General features: G+C 67.2%; 11 protein-coding genes, 1 tRNA gene and 1 pseudogene. 6 read left to right on the top strand and 7 right to left on the bottom strand.

Annotated elements, in window-relative coordinates:
• Positions 1–203: 203 nt before the first annotated feature.
• Together ON32_RS17955 and pth are read left to right on the top strand one after the other, a co-directional pair.
• Positions 204–794, top strand: coding sequence for a 50S ribosomal protein L25/general stress protein Ctc (locus ON32_RS17955; protein WP_040792100.1), 591 nt, complete (start codon positions 204–206; stop codon positions 792–794).
• Positions 795–809: 15 nt separating this feature from the next.
• Positions 810–1,385 (top strand): aminoacyl-tRNA hydrolase, encoded by a 576-nt coding sequence (pth, locus tag ON32_RS17950; RefSeq protein ID WP_040792099.1) that lies wholly within the window; start codon positions 810–812, stop codon positions 1,383–1,385.
• Between the two features lie 46 nt (positions 1,386–1,431).
• On the opposite strand, the gene ON32_RS17945 is transcribed toward pth, so the two are convergent.
• The 5 genes and pseudogenes from ON32_RS17945 to ON32_RS17925 all read right to left on the bottom strand — a co-directional run bounded on the left by ON32_RS17945 (position 1,432) and on the right by ON32_RS17925 (position 8,028).
• Positions 1,432–1,809, bottom strand: coding sequence for a hypothetical protein (locus tag ON32_RS17945; RefSeq protein WP_040792098.1), 378 nt, complete (start codon positions 1,807–1,809; stop codon positions 1,432–1,434).
• Between the two features lie 225 nt (positions 1,810–2,034).
• Positions 2,035–2,787, bottom strand: coding sequence for a nucleoside triphosphate pyrophosphohydrolase (locus ON32_RS17940; RefSeq protein ID WP_083874604.1), 753 nt, complete (start codon positions 2,785–2,787; stop codon positions 2,035–2,037).
• Positions 2,784–6,398, bottom strand: coding sequence for a transcription-repair coupling factor (gene mfd / locus ON32_RS17935; RefSeq protein WP_040792097.1), 3,615 nt, complete (start codon positions 6,396–6,398; stop codon positions 2,784–2,786). The genes ON32_RS17940 and mfd overlap by 4 nt, the downstream gene beginning before the upstream one ends.
• A gap of 154 nt (positions 6,399–6,552) precedes the next feature.
• Positions 6,553–7,201, bottom strand: a pseudogene (locus ON32_RS17930) (ScbR family autoregulator-binding transcription factor).
• A gap of 215 nt (positions 7,202–7,416) precedes the next feature.
• The gene (locus tag ON32_RS17925; protein ID WP_051133400.1) at positions 7,417–8,028 is read right to left on the bottom strand and encodes a TetR/AcrR family transcriptional regulator; all 612 of its coding nucleotides are present in this window, start codon (positions 8,026–8,028) and stop codon (positions 7,417–7,419) included.
• Between the two features lie 325 nt (positions 8,029–8,353).
• Here ON32_RS17925 and ON32_RS17920 point away from each other — a divergent pair.
• The 4 genes from ON32_RS17920 (at position 8,354) to ON32_RS27175 (ending at position 12,314) form a co-directional block, all read left to right on the top strand.
• Positions 8,354–8,424: transfer RNA gene (locus ON32_RS17920), tRNA-Gln, on the top strand.
• Positions 8,425–8,464: 40 nt separating this feature from the next.
• Complete coding sequence (glmU, locus tag ON32_RS17915; RefSeq protein WP_040792095.1) at positions 8,465–9,952, top strand: bifunctional UDP-N-acetylglucosamine diphosphorylase/glucosamine-1-phosphate N-acetyltransferase GlmU; 1,488 nt, start codon at positions 8,465–8,467, stop codon at positions 9,950–9,952.
• A complete protein-coding gene (locus ON32_RS17910) occupies positions 9,952–10,932 on the top strand; it encodes a ribose-phosphate diphosphokinase (protein ID WP_040792094.1) in 981 nt (326 codons plus the stop codon). The genes glmU and ON32_RS17910 overlap by 1 nt, the downstream gene beginning before the upstream one ends.
• 197 nt (positions 10,933–11,129) lie before the next feature.
• Positions 11,130–12,314 (top strand): DUF4190 domain-containing protein, encoded by a 1,185-nt coding sequence (locus ON32_RS27175; RefSeq protein WP_051133387.1) that lies wholly within the window; start codon positions 11,130–11,132, stop codon positions 12,312–12,314.
• A 15-nt stretch (positions 12,315–12,329) separates the two neighbouring features.
• On the opposite strand, the gene ON32_RS17900 is transcribed toward ON32_RS27175, so the two are convergent.
• Entirely contained in the window at positions 12,330–13,982 is a 1,653-nt protein-coding gene (locus tag ON32_RS17900) for a fatty acyl-AMP ligase (protein ID WP_040792185.1), read from the bottom strand.
• Between the two features lie 130 nt (positions 13,983–14,112).
• Positions 14,113–15,285, bottom strand: coding sequence for an aminotransferase class V-fold PLP-dependent enzyme (locus tag ON32_RS17895; RefSeq protein WP_040792093.1), 1,173 nt, complete (start codon positions 15,283–15,285; stop codon positions 14,113–14,115).
• Positions 15,286–15,387 lie beyond the last annotated feature (102 nt).

Below are 15,387 nucleotides of genomic sequence, written 5' to 3'. Positions count from 1 at the left end.
CCTGTGCGGGCGACCGGCTGCGCTACAGTGTCCGGGTTGTCTCGGCGAGGGTGTCCGCAGACTTGCGGCACCGTAATCGACGCGGCGCGGCTCCCGGCCGCCTCCGCGCGGTTGTCGCGTGACGAGCAGACCATCGTCAGGGCGCACGATCCCTGGCGTACCAGTCCATCAGCCCGGAAGAGCCGTAGGAGTAGTTCCGTACCATGTCCGACGTCAATCTTCTCGAAGCGACCATCCGCACCGAGTTCGGCAAGGGCGCCGCCCGGCGCACCCGCCGCGCGGGCAATGTCCCGGCGGTGCTGTACGGCCACCAGGCCGAACCGCAGCACCTGGCGCTGAACGCCCAGGAATTCGCTGCCATCCTGCGCCGGCACGGCACCAATGCGGTGCTCAACCTGAACATCGAGGGCAAGAAGCAGCTGGCGCTGACCAAGTCCGTGACGGTGCACCCGATCCGCCGCTACATCGAGCACGCCGACCTGCTGATCGTGCAGCGCGGCGAGCAGGTCACCGCGGAGGTTCCGATCACCCTGACCGGAGAGGCCGGCCCGGGCACCCTGGTGACCCAGGAAGTCACCGTCGTGTCCGTCTCCGCCGAGGCGCTGAACCTGCCGGAAACCATCGAGGTATCCATCGAAGGTGCCGAGGCCGGCACCCAGATCACCGCCGGATCGCTGGAGCTGCCCAAGGGAGTTGGCCTGGTCGACGATCCCGAGACCCTGATCGTGAACGTGCTCGAGGCCAAGACCGTGGCGCCGGCCGAGGAAGGCGCCGAGGGCGAAGCGGCCGAATAAGCGTCCCCGCACCCGATGCCCGAAACCGCACCGGCGCTCGTCGTCGGGCTGGGTAATCCCGGACCCGGCTACGAGCGCACTCGGCACAATGTGGGCTTTCTGGTCGCCGACACGCTCGCCGAGCGGGTCGGCGACCGGTTCACCGTGCACAAGAAGTCCGGGGCCGATCTGCTGACGGCCCGGCTGGACGGCCGGCGGGTGTTGATCGCCAAACCACGGTCGTATATGAACCTGTCCGGTCGCCCGGTCGCGGCATTGGTGAAATTCTTCTCGGTGCCGTTGGGCGAGGTGATCGTCGTACACGACGAACTGGATCTGCCATTCGGCACGATCCGACTCAAGCGTGGCGGCGGTGAGGGCGGACACAATGGTCTGCGCTCGGTGTCCAACGCACTGACCACCAAGGATTATCTGCGCGTCCGTATCGGGATCGGTCGTCCGCCCGGGCGGCAGGACCCGGCGGATTTCGTGCTCAAACCGTTCTCGGCGGCCGAGCGCAAAGAAGTGCCGGTCATCGTCGAACAGGCCGCGGACGCGGTCGAACTACTGCTGCGCGTAGGGCTCGAGGCCGCGCAGAACCGATTGCACTGAGCCGGATTTCCCGGCGGTCACCTCTCGAAATATCCTCGAGTGGGCGTCACCCGTGACGGAACCCGACTCCCACCTTGTTCTCATGTGGTGGTGTCGATACCGTCTGCACGGCCACCGAGGTCGGCCGCCACTGCGCTCCGTCGAAGCGCAGGAATACCTTCCGGGCACCGAACGATTGTCGGTAGGTTGTTCCCGAACCACCGTGATAGTCGAGTTGCACCCTCGGATCGGGCATCGGGATGGTGGTCAACTTCTCCCACTGGAACTCGGGCCGGGTGCGGTACCCGCTCCAGCGTTGGCTTTCGGCTTCGAATTCCTTGGCCAGTTCGTGCCGAGCCGTGACCCGCAATGTCTTCACCGGCTCGGCCACGGTCGGAAAGTGCCGCAGGAATTCGTGGACAATCTGTTGGCCACCTGCTGCCACATCGCCCGCGTATGCATGCTCGGTCCCTGAGTCACGGTCGATATTCTGTCGCGTTTCGCCGAATCCTCGGTCGGGTCACCGTGCGAGTAGGTGCTATGCGAGTCGGCGTGGCCCGATGACCGGTGCGTGACGAACAGCGCAGAGGGTCTCTGCCCTGTCAGGGTATTTCAGAAACACCTGGGGAAAACCGGGATTGCCCCGATACGTCACGGTGGAGTGGAGTTGTCAGCCCCGTGGCCAGTATTCGAACCAGTCCTGCCGGGTCAGTGGTGCGCGGGCGCCGCGGGCGGCCTCGGCGGCGTCCTCGGCCGCCCGGATGTCCTCGGCAAAGGCCAGTGTCGCCTTGCGGAGTCGTCCCTCCGCGCTTTCCGGCCCGCCCAGGTGGACGACGCGCAGGGCGTCGGGGACGAGTTCGTCCGGCAGGCCCGCCTTGGCGCTGCGGGCGCGTACCTTCTCCGCCAAGGCCAGCGCGGGTTGGGCCATGGCTATGCCGTCGAGACAGGACCGGCGGGATTTCTCCGCGGATTTCCGTTCCTCCCAGGCCTTTTCCTGGGCGGCGATCTTCTCCTGCATCGACGCGTCCGGATCGATTTCCGCGGTCACCAGATGCGGGCTGCGGTTCACGAGCTTGGTGACCAACGCCGCGGCGACATCGTCGACCGTGAATTCGCCCGCCGCCTCGGCGATCCGGGAATGGAACAGCACCTGGAGCAGCAGATCGCCGAGCTCCTCTTTGATGGTCTCGGCGTCGCCGTGCCCGATGGCGTCGAGCAGTTCGTAGGTCTCCTCCAGGAGATACGGGCGCAGCGAATCGTGGGTCTGCGTGACCTCCCATCCGCCGAACCGCCACAGCCGGTCCATGATCTGCACCGCCTCGGTGAGCCCGGCGGCCACCGTGGCGGTGTCGGTGGCCAGGGTGGGCGGCGGGGGATCACCGGCGTGGAAGCGAGCGGGGTCGGGCGCGGTGTTTGGACTCATCGGAGCGCCATCACCTCGGTGGCCACGGTGAGGTCGACCGATCCGGCGGCCTTGCCGTCCAGGGCGAGCAGTAGGTCGGCGATGTACTGGAGCAGCGCCACATCACGCAGTCGGTCGGCGCCGACACTGTCCTGCACGCGCGGCAACGGCAGCTGCACCACCCCGCTGGCGGCGCGGTAGCCGGCGGCGGGGTAGATCCGCTTGAGCCGAAGCTGTTTGGAATCCGGAAGATTCAGCGGCGAGATCTTCACCGTCGTTCCGGTGACGGCGATTTCCGTCACACCGTATTCGCGGGCCAGCAGCCGCAACCGGGCCACCGACACCAGCCGCCCGACCTCCACCGGCAGCGGTCCGTACCGGTCCACCAGCTCTTCGGTCACCTCGTTCAGCGCGGCGTCGTCCTGTGCGGTGGCGAGTTTGCGGTAGGCCTCCAGACGCAGCCGATCGCTGGCGACGTAGTCGGGCGGGATATGCGCGTCCACCGGAAGATCGATGCGCACCTCCTTGGGCTCCTCCATGGTGATCGGTTTGCCGTCGGCGGCGGCCCGATAGGCCTCGACCGCCTCCCCGACCAGCCGCACATACAGGTCGAACCCGACCCCGGCCACATGCCCGGACTGTTCGGCGCCCAGCACATTGCCGGCCCCGCGGATCTCCAGGTCCTTCATGGCCACGGCCATCCCGGCGCCCAGATCGGAGTTCTGCGCGATGGTGGCCAGCCGGTCGTAGGCGGTTTCGGTGAGCGGTTTCTCCGGGGGATACAGGAAATATGCGTAACCGCGTTCCCGGCTGCGCCCGACCCGGCCGCGCAGCTGATGCAGTTGCGACAGGCCCAGGGTGTCGGCGCGCTCCACGATCAGGGTGTTGGCGTTGGAGATGTCCAAACCGGTTTCGATGATGGTGGTACACACCAGCACGTCGTATTCGCGCTGCCAGAAACCCTGCACCGTGCGTTCCAGGGCGTCCTCGTTCATCTGACCGTGCGCCACCGCCACCCGCGCCTCGGGCACCAGGTCGCGAATCCGTTTGGCCGCCTTCTCGATCGAGGACACCCGGTTGTGCACGTAGAACACCTGGCCGTCGCGCAGCAGTTCGCGTCGGATCGCGGCGGTGACCTGTTTGTCGTTGTAGGCCCCCACATAGGTGAGCACCGGGTGTCGTTCCTCGGGTGGGGTGAGGATGGTCGACATCTCCCGGATGCCGGCCAGGCTCATCTCCAGGGTGCGCGGGATCGGGGTGGCCGACATGGTGAGCACGTCCACATGGGTGCGCAGGGCCTTGATGTGTTCCTTGTGCTCCACCCCGAACCGCTGCTCCTCGTCCACGATCACCAGGCCGAGGTCCTTCCACCGCACCCCCGTCTGCAGCAGCCGGTGGGTGCCGACGACGATATCGACCTCCCCCGAGGCCATCCCCTCGAGCACCTCTCGCGATTCCGCGGGGTCGGTGAACCGGGACAGCCCCTTCACCGTGACCGGGAATCCGGCGACCCGTTCGGTGAACGTCTGCAGATGCTGTTGGGCCAGCAGGGTGGTCGGTACCAGCACCACCACCTGTTTCCCGTCCTGCACCGCCTTGAAGGCCGCCCGCACGGCGATCTCGGTTTTGCCGTAGCCGACATCGCCGCACACCACGCGGTCCATCGGCACCGGCTTCTCCATATCCGCTTTCACATCGGAGATGGCGGTGAGCTGGTCGACGGTCTCGGTGAACGCGAACGCGTCCTCCATCTCCCGCTGCCACGGGGTGTCCGGACCGAAGGCGTGGCCGGGCGCGGCCTGTCGGGCGGCGTAGAGCTGGACCAGCTCGCCCGCGATCTCGCGGACCGCCTTACGAGCCTTGCGTTTGGTGTTCGCCCAGTCGGCGCCACCCAGTTTCGACAGGCTGGGCATTTCCCCGCCCACGTACCGGGACAGTTGATCGAGCGATTCCATGGGTACGTAGAGCCGGTCGCCGGGCCGGCCGCGTTTGCTGGGCGCGTATTCGATCACGAGGTATTCGCGCCGGGCACCGCCGACCGTGCGTTCGATCATCTCCAGGAATCGACCGATGCCGTGTTGATCGTGGACCACCAGGTCCCCGGCGTTCAGCGCCAGCGGGTCGACCTGATTACGGCGTTTGGCGGGCAGCCGTTTGCCCTCGCCGGGCGCGGTGACCCGGTTGCCGGTGAGGTCGGATTCCGCGACGATCACCAGTCCGGCGTCGCCGAGGATCAGGCCGTCGTGCAGGGAACCGCACAGCACCCCCACCACCCCTGGCTTCGGTTCCGCGCCCGGGGTCAGTTCCGCGGCCGGTACCTCGGCGTCGCCGAGTCGTTCCAGGGTGCGCTGGGCGGTGCCGTGCCCGGTTACCACGATGACGGCGCGCCCGCCGCTCGCGACGTGCGCGCGGAGCGAGGCGAAGATCGTCGCGACGAGCTCGTCGGAGCCGCGGGCGGTGGGGCCGGCCTGCACCGGAAGCACCACTTCGGTCGACTCGCCCGCGGACAGGGGGCTCAGGGTCCACCAGGGCAGGCCGTGGCGGTCGGCGTCCTCCCGGACCACCGGCAGCGGTCGGTACGCCGATGCGGCCAGATCGAGGCCGCCTGCGCCCAGTGGGGCGTCGCCCCCGAAGGACGCCGCGGTCCACGAGGCCTCCAGGAACTCCTCCCCGGTGCGCACCAGATCGGCCGCGCGGGTGCGCACCTTCTCCGGATCGCAGATCACCATGTGCGTGCCTGACGGCAGGATCTCGGTGAGCAGCCGCATTTGTCCCGGTTGCAGTACCGGCATGAGGGCTTCCATCCCGTCGACCGGGATGCCTTCGGACAATTTGCCCAGCATATCGACGAGAGCGGCATCGGCGGGATTGGCCGCCGCGACCTCGGCGGCCCGCTCCCGCACCGCGGCGGTGAGCAATAGCTCCCGGCACGGTGGGGCGAGGACCGTATCGATGGTGGTTTCCGGCAGTGAACGCTGGTCGGCGATGGAGAAGGCGCGTAGTTCGGTGATCTCCTCGCCCCAGAACTCCACCCGCACCGGATGGGCGGCGGTGGGTGGGAAGAGGTCGAGGATACCGCCGCGCACGGCGAACTCACCGCGTTTGCCGACCATGTCGACACGTGTGTAGGCGAACTCGACCAGCCGCTCGAGCAGTTCGTCGAAGTCCCATTCCGCCCCGCGTCGCAGCACGATCGGCTCGATATCCCCGAGCCCGCTCGCCATCGGCTGCATCAGCGAGCGAACGGTGGTCACCACCACCCGCAGCGGCTCGGGGAACACCGGATCCTCCGGATGCGCCAGCCGCCGCAACACCTCGAGCCGGCGCCCGACGGTATCGGCCCCGGGCGAGAGTCGCTCGTGCGGCAGCGTCTCCCAGGACGGGAACTGCGCCACCGCCGCGCCCAGCATTTCGGTGAGCTCGACGGTCAGATCGTCGGCCTCCCGTCCGGTGGCGGTCACCATCACCACCGGACGTTCCGCGGCAATGGTCGCTGCCACGAACGCCCGCACCGCACTCGGCGCGACGAATTCCACCGACGATTTCCCGAGCAACCCGGAAACGGTCCGCAGTGCGGCATCGGTTCCGGCCACCGCGGCCAGTCCCGCCAGAGGTGGACGAGGGGCAGACATGGGAATCTCCTGAACGCAGACGAGCGAATTCGACCGGCTCGCCGAGTCTAAATCCCCACCCCGATCCCTTTTCCGCCCGCACCCCCGCCACCAGCACCGTCCCCGCCGGCGGTCGCGTCGTCGCGAATACGCCGCGCCGAAGGTATGGCCATGGTTACGGCACGTAGCGGCGGAGGCGGCGAGCGGCGAATTCGCGGAAGTAGGAGAGTTTGTCTTCCGGGACGATCGAGGGGAGTAGGAAGTACCAGGCACGTTCCATCCGGGTCGCCATCTGGTCCACGGTTTCGGTGCCGACCGCGACGATATGCACCCCGGTGGTGAGTTCGTGCAGTAGCCGCCCGATCACTTCCGGGTCGAGGTCGGGTAGTAGGTCCCCCTGCGCGATCGCCCGTTCGGTGAGAACCCGGTAGGTCTCCCCCCCAGGTTTTGGAGATGTTCTCCCCGTTCGCGCCGCGATAGTCGCCGATCTGGTGGGTGAGTTTGAGCATGGCCCCCACCATGGGGTCGTTCATGGACAGATCGGCGACCACATAGGTGATTCCGATACATGCCTCCAGGGCGGGCACCCGAGAGTCGAAGAATCCTTGGCAGGAGCTGACCAAACGCTCATGGCCCTGGTCGACCACGGCGCGGGCGAGTTCTTCCTTCGAGCCGAAGTGGAAGTACAAGGCGCCCTTGGTCACATTGGATTGCGCGATGATCTCGCTGAGGCTCGCGTTGGCGTAGCCCAAACGTAGAAAGACATCGGCAGCTCCGGCCAGAACGGAATCGCGGGTGATCTCCGCACGCGCTTGCCTAGCCATCAGATCCGCCTGTCATCCCAATAACCAGCCATCCTGAAGTAGACCGACATCCCGAAGTAGACCGACTTACCGCTCGAACAGCACCCAAAGGATGGGTGAACCGTACCATCAGCGCGCGGTCGGTCCATTGATTCGAGCGCAGGAACGAACACCGCGGACAATTCACCGGCTACGCTTTCCGCCCTCGCGCGGTCGGGTGGTCGTTCGCGCGACACTCATCCGGCACCGGAGGGCCACTCCGAGCTGAGTTGCGGGTCGGCCTCTAGGTGGCTGAGCCCGTTCCAGCAGAGGTTGACCAGGTGCGCGGCGACGACTTCTTTCGACGGGGAGCGCACGTCCAGCCACCAGGTAGCGGCGGTGGACACCATACCCACCAGGGCCTGCGCGTACAGCGTGGCCAGGCTGGTGTCGAAGCCGCGGCGGTCGAAATCGCCGGCGAGTATGTGCGCGACCTGGTTGACGGCCTCGTTGAGCAGGCTGGAGTAGCGGCCGTCGCCGGAAGAGGCCGGTTGGTCGCGGACCAGGATCCGGAAGCCGTCGGTGCGCTGCTCGATGTAGGTGAGCAATGCCAACGCCACCTGCTCGAGCCGTACCCGGGATCGGTTCTGGGTGAGCGAGGAGGTGATCATGTCGAGTAGCATCGACATCTCCCGGTCCACGACGACGGCGTAGAGCCCTTCCTTGCCGCCGAAGTGTTCGTACACCACCGGCTTGGACACCTGGGCGCGTTGGGAGATCTCCTCGATGGAGGTGGCGTCGTATCCGCGTTCGGCGAACAGCGCCCGGCCGATCTCGATCAGCTGCTGTCGGCGTTGGGTGCCGGTCATGCGCGGTCGGTGTGCCCGCCCGGTCTCCCCACCGTTCTTGTGTTCGGTCACCTATCGCACCGCCCCCGCGGGTTTCGATTCGTCGGCCGACCTGGCTCCATCCACTGACACCGCTTTTGCCTCCCTGGCTCCGGGGTCGCCTGCGCTGTCCCCTTGCCACAGCGACCACCACCGTCGACCGTCAACTGTTCCAGACGGCCCCTCGCCGGGGGGCAGTCGGGCGCGCCGTTGCGGTGGGCGGTTCGACGGACGGCGGGTCGGCATGCGAGTATCTTTGCCGTGCCGGGACGCAGTGGTGGGTTTGCGTGACCCGCCGGTGTGACAATCCGCCGTAGTGTAATGGCAGCACCTCTGATTTTGGTTCAGATAGTTCAGGTTCGAGTCCTGGCGGCGGAGCTCGCGAGCACTGTGACCGATGTCGGCCCGAGGGAGATCCATGCCACAGCAGACCGCCGTTGTCGTGCTCGCAGCGGGAGCCGGGACGCGAATGCGGTCGAAGACCCCCAAGGTTCTGCATTCGCTGGCCGGACGCAGCATGCTGGCACATGCGCTGTATGCCGCGAACGATATCGATCCCGCCTATCTGGTGACCGTGGTCGGTCACGACCGGGAGCAGGTGGGCGCCGCAGTGGCCGCGGTGGCGAGCGAGATGAGTCGCGAGATCATTCCCGCGGTGCAGGAGCAGCAGCTGGGCACCGGGCATGCGGTGCAGTGCGGGTTGAGCGCGTTGCCGGATGATTTCACCGGCGATGTGCTGGTGACCTCCGCCGATGTTCCACTGCTGGACGGACACACCCTGTCGGCGCTGCTGGACGAGCATCGAAGTTATACCGATCGGCCCGCCGTGACCGTGTTGACCTTCGTTCCGCCGGACCCGAATGGTTACGGTCGGATCGTGCGTGATGCCGACGGCCAGGTCACCGAGATCGTCGAACATGCCGACGCCACCCCGGAGCAGGCGCAGATCACCGAGGTCAACTCCGGTGTGTACGCCTTCGACGTCACCGTGCTGCGCACCATGTTGGGCCGCTTGTCCACGGCGAACGCCCAGCACGAGCTGTATCTGACGGATGTGCTGCGGTTGGCCCGGGAGGCGGGACATCCGGTGCAGGGGGCCCGGTTGGTGGACTGGGCCAAGGTCACTGGCGTCAACGACCGGGTGCAGTTGGCCGAGGCGGCGCGCACGCTCAACCGCTACATCCTGGAACGGCATATGCGGGCCGGGGTCACCGTTATCGATCCCGCTACCACCTGGGTGGACGCCGGTGTGCAGATCGGCCGCGATGTCGTCCTGCGGCCGGGTGTGCAATTGTTCGGCACCACAGTGGTCGGCGAGGACGCCGAGGTGGGGCCGGACTGCACCCTCACCGATGTGGTGGTGGGTGAGGGCGCGAGGGTGGTCCGCACGCACGGCGAGAGCGCTCGGATCGGCGCCGGGGCCACGGTCGGGCCGTTCAGCTATCTGCGGCCGGGTACCGTCCTGGGCGAATCGGGTAAGATCGGCGCGTTCGTCGAAACCAAGAATGCCGATATCGGCGCGCATACGAAGGTGCCGCATCTGACCTATGTCGGCGATGCCACCATCGGCGAGTACAGCAATATCGGCGCCTCCAGTGTCTTCGTCAACTACGACGGGGTCGATAAGCACCGCACCGTGATCGGCTCCCATGTGCGCACCGGCAGTGACACCATGTTCGTCGCACCGGTGACGGTGGGTGACGGCGCATATACCGGAGCGGGTACTGTACTGCGCAGAGACGTTCCGCCGGGTGCCCTCGCGGTCTCCGGGGGAGCGCAGCGCAATATCGAGAACTGGGTGCAGCGCTACCGGCCGGGAACCGCTGCAGCGCGCGCGGCGGCGGAGGCCATCGCCGCGGACGAGACGTCGGATCGGGCAATAGAGCTGAAGGATGGCAAGCAGTAGTGACCGCGTCATGGATCGATAACCAGAAGAACCTGATGCTCTTTGCCGGGCGTTCCCACCCCGAGTTGGCCGAGCAGGTCGCCAAGGAACTGGACGTCCAGGTCACACCGCAGACGGCGCGTGATTTCGCCAACGGCGAGATCTTCGTCCGTTTCGAGGAGTCGGTTCGCGGTTCCGACGCCTTCGTACTGCAGAGTTATCCGGCGCCGCTGAATCACTGGCTGATGGAGCAGCTCATCATGCTCGACGCGCTCAAGCGCGGTTCGGCCAAGCGCATCACCGCGATCCTGCCGTTCTACCCCTACGCCCGCCAGGACAAGAAGCACCGCGGCCGCGAGCCCATCTCCGCTCGTCTGGTCGCCGATCTGCTCAAGACCGCGGGTGCGGATCGCATCATCACCGTCGACCTGCACACCGACCAGATCCAAGGCTTCTTCGACGGTCCGGTCGACCATATGCACGCCCAGTTGCAGTTGGCCGAGCACATCCGGACCAACTACAGCCTGCAGGACATCACGGTGGTCTCGCCCGATTCGGGTCGGGTCCGGGTGGCGGAGAAGTGGGCCGACTCCCTGGACGGCGCTCCGCTGGCGTTCATCCACAAGACCCGGGATCCGCTGGTCCCCAACCAGGTGAAGTCCAACCGGGTGGTCGGTGAGGTCGAGGGCCGGACCTGCATTCTGATCGACGACATGATCGATACCGGTGGCACCATCGCGGGTGCGGTGAAGGTGCTGAAGGAGGCGGGCGCCGGGGATGTGGTGATCGCCGCGACCCACGGTGTGCTGAGCTCGCCCGCCGCCGAGCGGCTGGCCTCCTGCGGTGCCAAGGAGGTCGTGGTGACCAATACGCTCCCCATCACCGAGGACAAGAAGTTCCCGCAGCTGACGGTGCTGTCCATTGCTCCGCTGCTGGCTCGCACCATTCGTGAGGTTTTCGAGAACGGCTCGGTGACCGGGCTGTTCAACGGGCACGCCTGACCCGCTCACATTTTCGGCAAGCGCTTCGACGATTCTTTCGAACGGTCCGGATCATCGATCCGGACCGTTCGCCGTTTCAAGGTCCCGTATCGCCGCCGATGCGGAGCATACTGGCAGGTATGCACCGCTGATTGGTTCACCGCAGCCCTGCCGCTCGCTCCACCGATATGTCGTGACCGACGAACGAGGAGAGCGTTATGAGCACGCCAGAGGACCCGCGCCCCCCCGATCGACCACCGGGGTCGCCCGATGACATCCCGTCGGAGGAGTCGGAGACCGCTCCGGAAGGCTCCGGCGCCGCCGAGCACCGTCCGAAGACGAAGGGCGGACAACCCGGCGTGGTGAACGAGCCGGATGCCGATCTGCCGACCGAGGTGTGGCCCGCCCCACCTCCGGAGGAAACACCACCGCGCGCTTGGTCCGAGCAGTCGCCGGAGGATGTGCCGACGCAGGCGTGGTCGGCCGAACATCCCTCGGAGGAACGCGGTGGGGAGGAAAGCCCCCCTTCGCGGAAGGGACTCGACACTCCGGCGAGCACGACCTCGCACGAGCCCCCGGCGAGAGCGCCGAAACCGCCGGACCTCGGTGCTTCCGATATCGACCGTCCTCCGCCGCCGTCCGGCCCACCGCCGTCCGGCCCGCCGCCGTCCGGCCCACCGCCGGGTGGGGTGCCGCCGGGTGGGGTGCCGCCTGGACCCCCGCCGTCCGGCCCGCCGCCGGGTGGACCGCCTGGACCCCCGCCGGGCGGCCCACGGTGGGGACCCGGGCCGGCGAGTGGCTATCCGCCGGGCGGACGGCCGCCCGAGGCGCCATGGGGACCCGGACCGGGCGGTCCCTACCCGCCGGGCGGACGGCCGCCCGAACAACGGTGGGGTCCCGGTCCAGGGCCCTATCCGCCCGGTGCGCCCCCGGGCGGACCCGGACGGTCGCCCGAGCCCCGATGGGACCCGGGTCGGCCGGGCGCCTATCCGCCCGGTGGCGCTCCCGGTTATCCGCCGCCACCCGGCGCGCCCGGTGGTCGGCCGGAATGGCGGGCACAGCAACCCTGGCAGAGCGGTGAACCGGACTACGGCGCTTCCGAGCCCGGCCACGGCGAGGGCTACCCGTCATACCCCGAACAGGCGTACGAGCCCTACGGCGAAACCGAACAGGAGCGTTCGGGTCCGCAGATCTTTTCCATCCTCGGCTTCCTCTGCGCCGCTGTCAGCCTGCTGTTCTGCCCCATCCTGTTCGGCCCCGCCGGAATAGTCCTGGGCCTGATCGGACACAACAAGGGTGAGCCGTGGGGTAAATGGGCCGCGATCGCCGCCGGTGCCGGCCTGGTGGTCGGTTTGGTGCTCGGCATCCTCGTGTACAACGCCGATATGGTCCCCACCGGCTGAGTCGTCCGGCGGTGGTCAGTTTCCCGACAGATGCGCCGCCGTCGCCGCCCGGCGCAGTTTGCCCGAGGACGTCTTGGGCAGGGCGCCGGGCCCGAGCACGGTGACCGAGCGTGGGCGTGCCCCGACCTCGCCGAAGACCTCGTGCACGATTTCGTGTTCGATGCGTTTCACCTCGTCCGGGTTCTGGTGCTCATTGCTTTCCACCACCACCGCGAAGCTTTCCCGTTTTTCGCCGGCGTCCAACCGAACCGCCACGGCATTGCCCGGACGAACCCCGCGAACCCGCAGGGCGGCGCGTTCGATATCGGTGGGGAAGATATTGCGGCCGCCCATGATGATGACGTCCTTGATCCGGCCGCACACCACGATCAGTCCTTCTTCGGTGAAATAGCCGATATCACCGGTGTCGAGCCAGCCGTCCGCGTCCTGGGCGGGGCGGAAACCGTCCACGGTGACATAACCGGAAGTGACCGCCTTACCGCGGAGTTCGATGACGCCGACCGAACGGATGGGCAGCGGCTGCCGTTCGGCGTCGACGATTCGGCCCTCCAGATCGTCGACGAGATACCCCAAGGTGGGCAGCCGGCGCGCCGTGTGCCGGCCCGTCTCGTCCTCGTGCACCGGAACCGCCTTGCCGATCGCCTCCAACAGATCGGCGTCCACGGTGTCGAGCACCAGGCCGCGGCCCGGGTCGGGAATGGAAACGGCCAGGGTGGTCTCGGCCATGCCGTATACGGGGGTGAGGGCCGCCGGGCTGAGACCAAAGGGTTTTCCGGCCTCGGCGAGGTCTTCCATGGTGGCCGGATCGACCGGTTCGGCTCCGTTCCACATGTAGCGGACGCTGCTCAGGTCCAGTGTTCCCGGCGTGGTACGGCGCAGCCTGCGGGCCAGTAGGGCGTAGGCGAAGTTCGGTGCCGCGGTGACCGTTCCGCGATATTTGTCGATGAGTTCTGCCCACAGGATGGGGCGAGCCAGGAAGTCCATCGGCGTCACGCACACCACCTCGGCGCCGAATTGCATGGGCACGCTGAGGAACCCGATCATCCCCATATCGTGAAACAACGGCAGCCAACTGACCATCACATCGTTGTCCAACTGGAACTTGACCCGGTTGAACATGGCGTAGGCGTTGACGAAGAAGTTCTCGTGGGTGATCTGCACGGCCTTCGGAGACCCGGTGGAACCGGAGGTCAACTGTTGGAGCGCGATATCGGTTTCCGCGGTGGGCACCGGGTCGATGTCGTGGCCCTCGCGCAGGCGGTCGACATGGACCACGGTGATCCCGCGTTCCCGGAGCAGGGGTTCGGCGGCCTCGAACGGGGAGCCGAGGACCACCGCTCCCGCGTCGATCATGGTCAGTACGGTTTCGGTGTCCCGGGCCCAGACCGCCAGATCGGTGCGCGGCGTCGGCTGATGCAACATGGTGATGGAGGCCCCGCGCATCCAGATCGCCTGGCAGGTGGGGGCGATATCGACCGGTAGTCCGGCCAGCACCCCAACCGCGTCTCCATGGCCGATTCCGGCGGAGGCCAGGCCCCCCGCGATCCGACGAGCGATGGTATGGATCTCGGCCCAGGTCTGCCGGAGGGGAGAGTCCGGCTCACCGGTCACCAGACCTCGGGTTGTTTCCCTTGCGGTCGCATACATCTCATCGGTGAACCTGCTCAACGTCACGCTCCTCGGCCGTAGTAGTCGGCCCCTTGTGGGCCTCTCTCCACTATCCAGACGGATGCGAAGACTGTTAACTCCCTTCGGCTTTTCGTATTCGACCCCGCGCGTCGGGCGGGTCGAGGATCGGTCAGAACGCGGCCACGGCGGTGACGAACCGGTCGAGTTCGTCGAAATCGACGAAATAGTGCGGTGAGGCGCGGACCACCGCGTCCAGTCCGCGTGCGGTCATATCGAGCAGGGTGGACCCGCGGTGACTCACGGTTACCGTGATATCTCGTTCCAGGAGTCGGTCACGTACCTCGACCGGTTCGACACCGTCGACGGTGAACGAGACGATGCCGCTGTGTCGTACCCCCAGATCGTGTAGCCGTACCCGCGGCAGATCGGCCAAGGCGGTGCGCAGGTATTCGGCTCGGGCCGCAACGGCGGCGTACACCTCGTGCGGCCCGAGTTCGAGCAGATATCGGACGGCGGCGCCGAGACCGAGGCGGGCGGCCACATCGTGCTCCCAGAACTCGAAACGGGTGGCGTCGGCAGCCGGGCGGTAGTCGTCGGGCGCAATCCACCGAGCGCTGTGCAGATCCAGCCGCCCTGGTTCCAGCTTGGAGACGAGTCCCGCGCGTACGTACAAGAAGCCGGTGCCGCGCGGCCCGCGCAACCATTTACGTCCGGTGGCCGAGAGAGCGTCGACACCGAGTTCGGCGGTGTCGAGCGGGAGCTGGCCGGCCGACTGGCAGGCGTCCAGCAGGACCAACGCGCCCACATCGTGTGCGATCCGGGTGGCCTCGGCGACCGGATTCACCAATCCGCCATTGGTCGGGACGTGCAGCAGCGATACCAGCGCCACCCGCTCGTCGACCATTCGGGCGAATGCGTCCAGATCGATCTGGCCGGTGTCGTCACCGGGAATGTGCTCGACCTCGGCGCCGATCGCTCGGGCCCGGTGCAGGGCCGCGATGGCGTTACTGGCGTAGTCGGAGCCGGAGATGAGGATGCGATCGCCCGGTTTCAACGGCACCGAGTAGAAGAAGTCGGTCCAGGCGCGGGTGGCGCTATCGCTCAGGGCGATGGTCTCGGGCACGGTACCGAGCAATGCGGCCACGGCGTCCTTCACCGCGGCCAGATCACCCAGACGTTCGTTCGCGGCCCGGTAACCACCGATCTCGGCCTCTCGGCGCAGATGCGCGATCACGGTGTCGGTGACCACCCGGGGAGGCAACGACGAGCCCGCGCTGTCGAGAAAGACCGTGCCCGAGCCCACACCGGGGGTGTCATGGCGTACGCGTTGTCGATCAAGCATGTCATCGACCCTATGTGGACCCTATGCGACCTCGATGTCCTCGCCGGGATGATGAATGTCGTTTTCCGCCGCTACCCTGGTTTGCACACCGGTTTCCGAGGC

The organism is Nocardia paucivorans NBRC 100373 (genome assembly GCF_000308675.1).
Classification (GTDB): Bacteria; Actinomycetota; Actinomycetes; order Mycobacteriales; family Mycobacteriaceae; genus Nocardia; species Nocardia paucivorans.
The sequence above is the reverse complement of the archived record's forward strand: the minus strand, read 5'-3'. Positions and strand labels throughout refer to the sequence as shown.

Coding starts and splice junctions, on each gene's coding strand:
- ON32_RS17955 (WP_040792100.1), top strand. CDS start 204: ATGTCCGACGTCAATCTTCTCGAAGCGACCATCCGCACCGAGTTCGGC.
- pth (WP_040792099.1), top strand. CDS start 810: ATGCCCGAAACCGCACCGGCGCTCGTCGTCGGGCTGGGTAATCCCGGA.
- ON32_RS17940 (WP_083874604.1), bottom strand. CDS start 2,787: ATGAGTCCAAACACCGCGCCCGACCCCGCTCGCTTCCACGCCGGTGAT.
- mfd (WP_040792097.1), bottom strand. CDS start 6,398: ATGTCTGCCCCTCGTCCACCTCTGGCGGGACTGGCCGCGGTGGCCGGA.
- ON32_RS17925 (WP_051133400.1), bottom strand. CDS start 8,028: ATGACCGGCACCCAACGCCGACAGCAGCTGATCGAGATCGGCCGGGCG.
- glmU (WP_040792095.1), top strand. CDS start 8,465: ATGCCACAGCAGACCGCCGTTGTCGTGCTCGCAGCGGGAGCCGGGACG.
- ON32_RS27175 (WP_051133387.1), top strand. CDS start 11,130: ATGAGCACGCCAGAGGACCCGCGCCCCCCCGATCGACCACCGGGGTCG.
- ON32_RS17895 (WP_040792093.1), bottom strand. CDS start 15,285: ATGCTTGATCGACAACGCGTACGCCATGACACCCCCGGTGTGGGCTCG.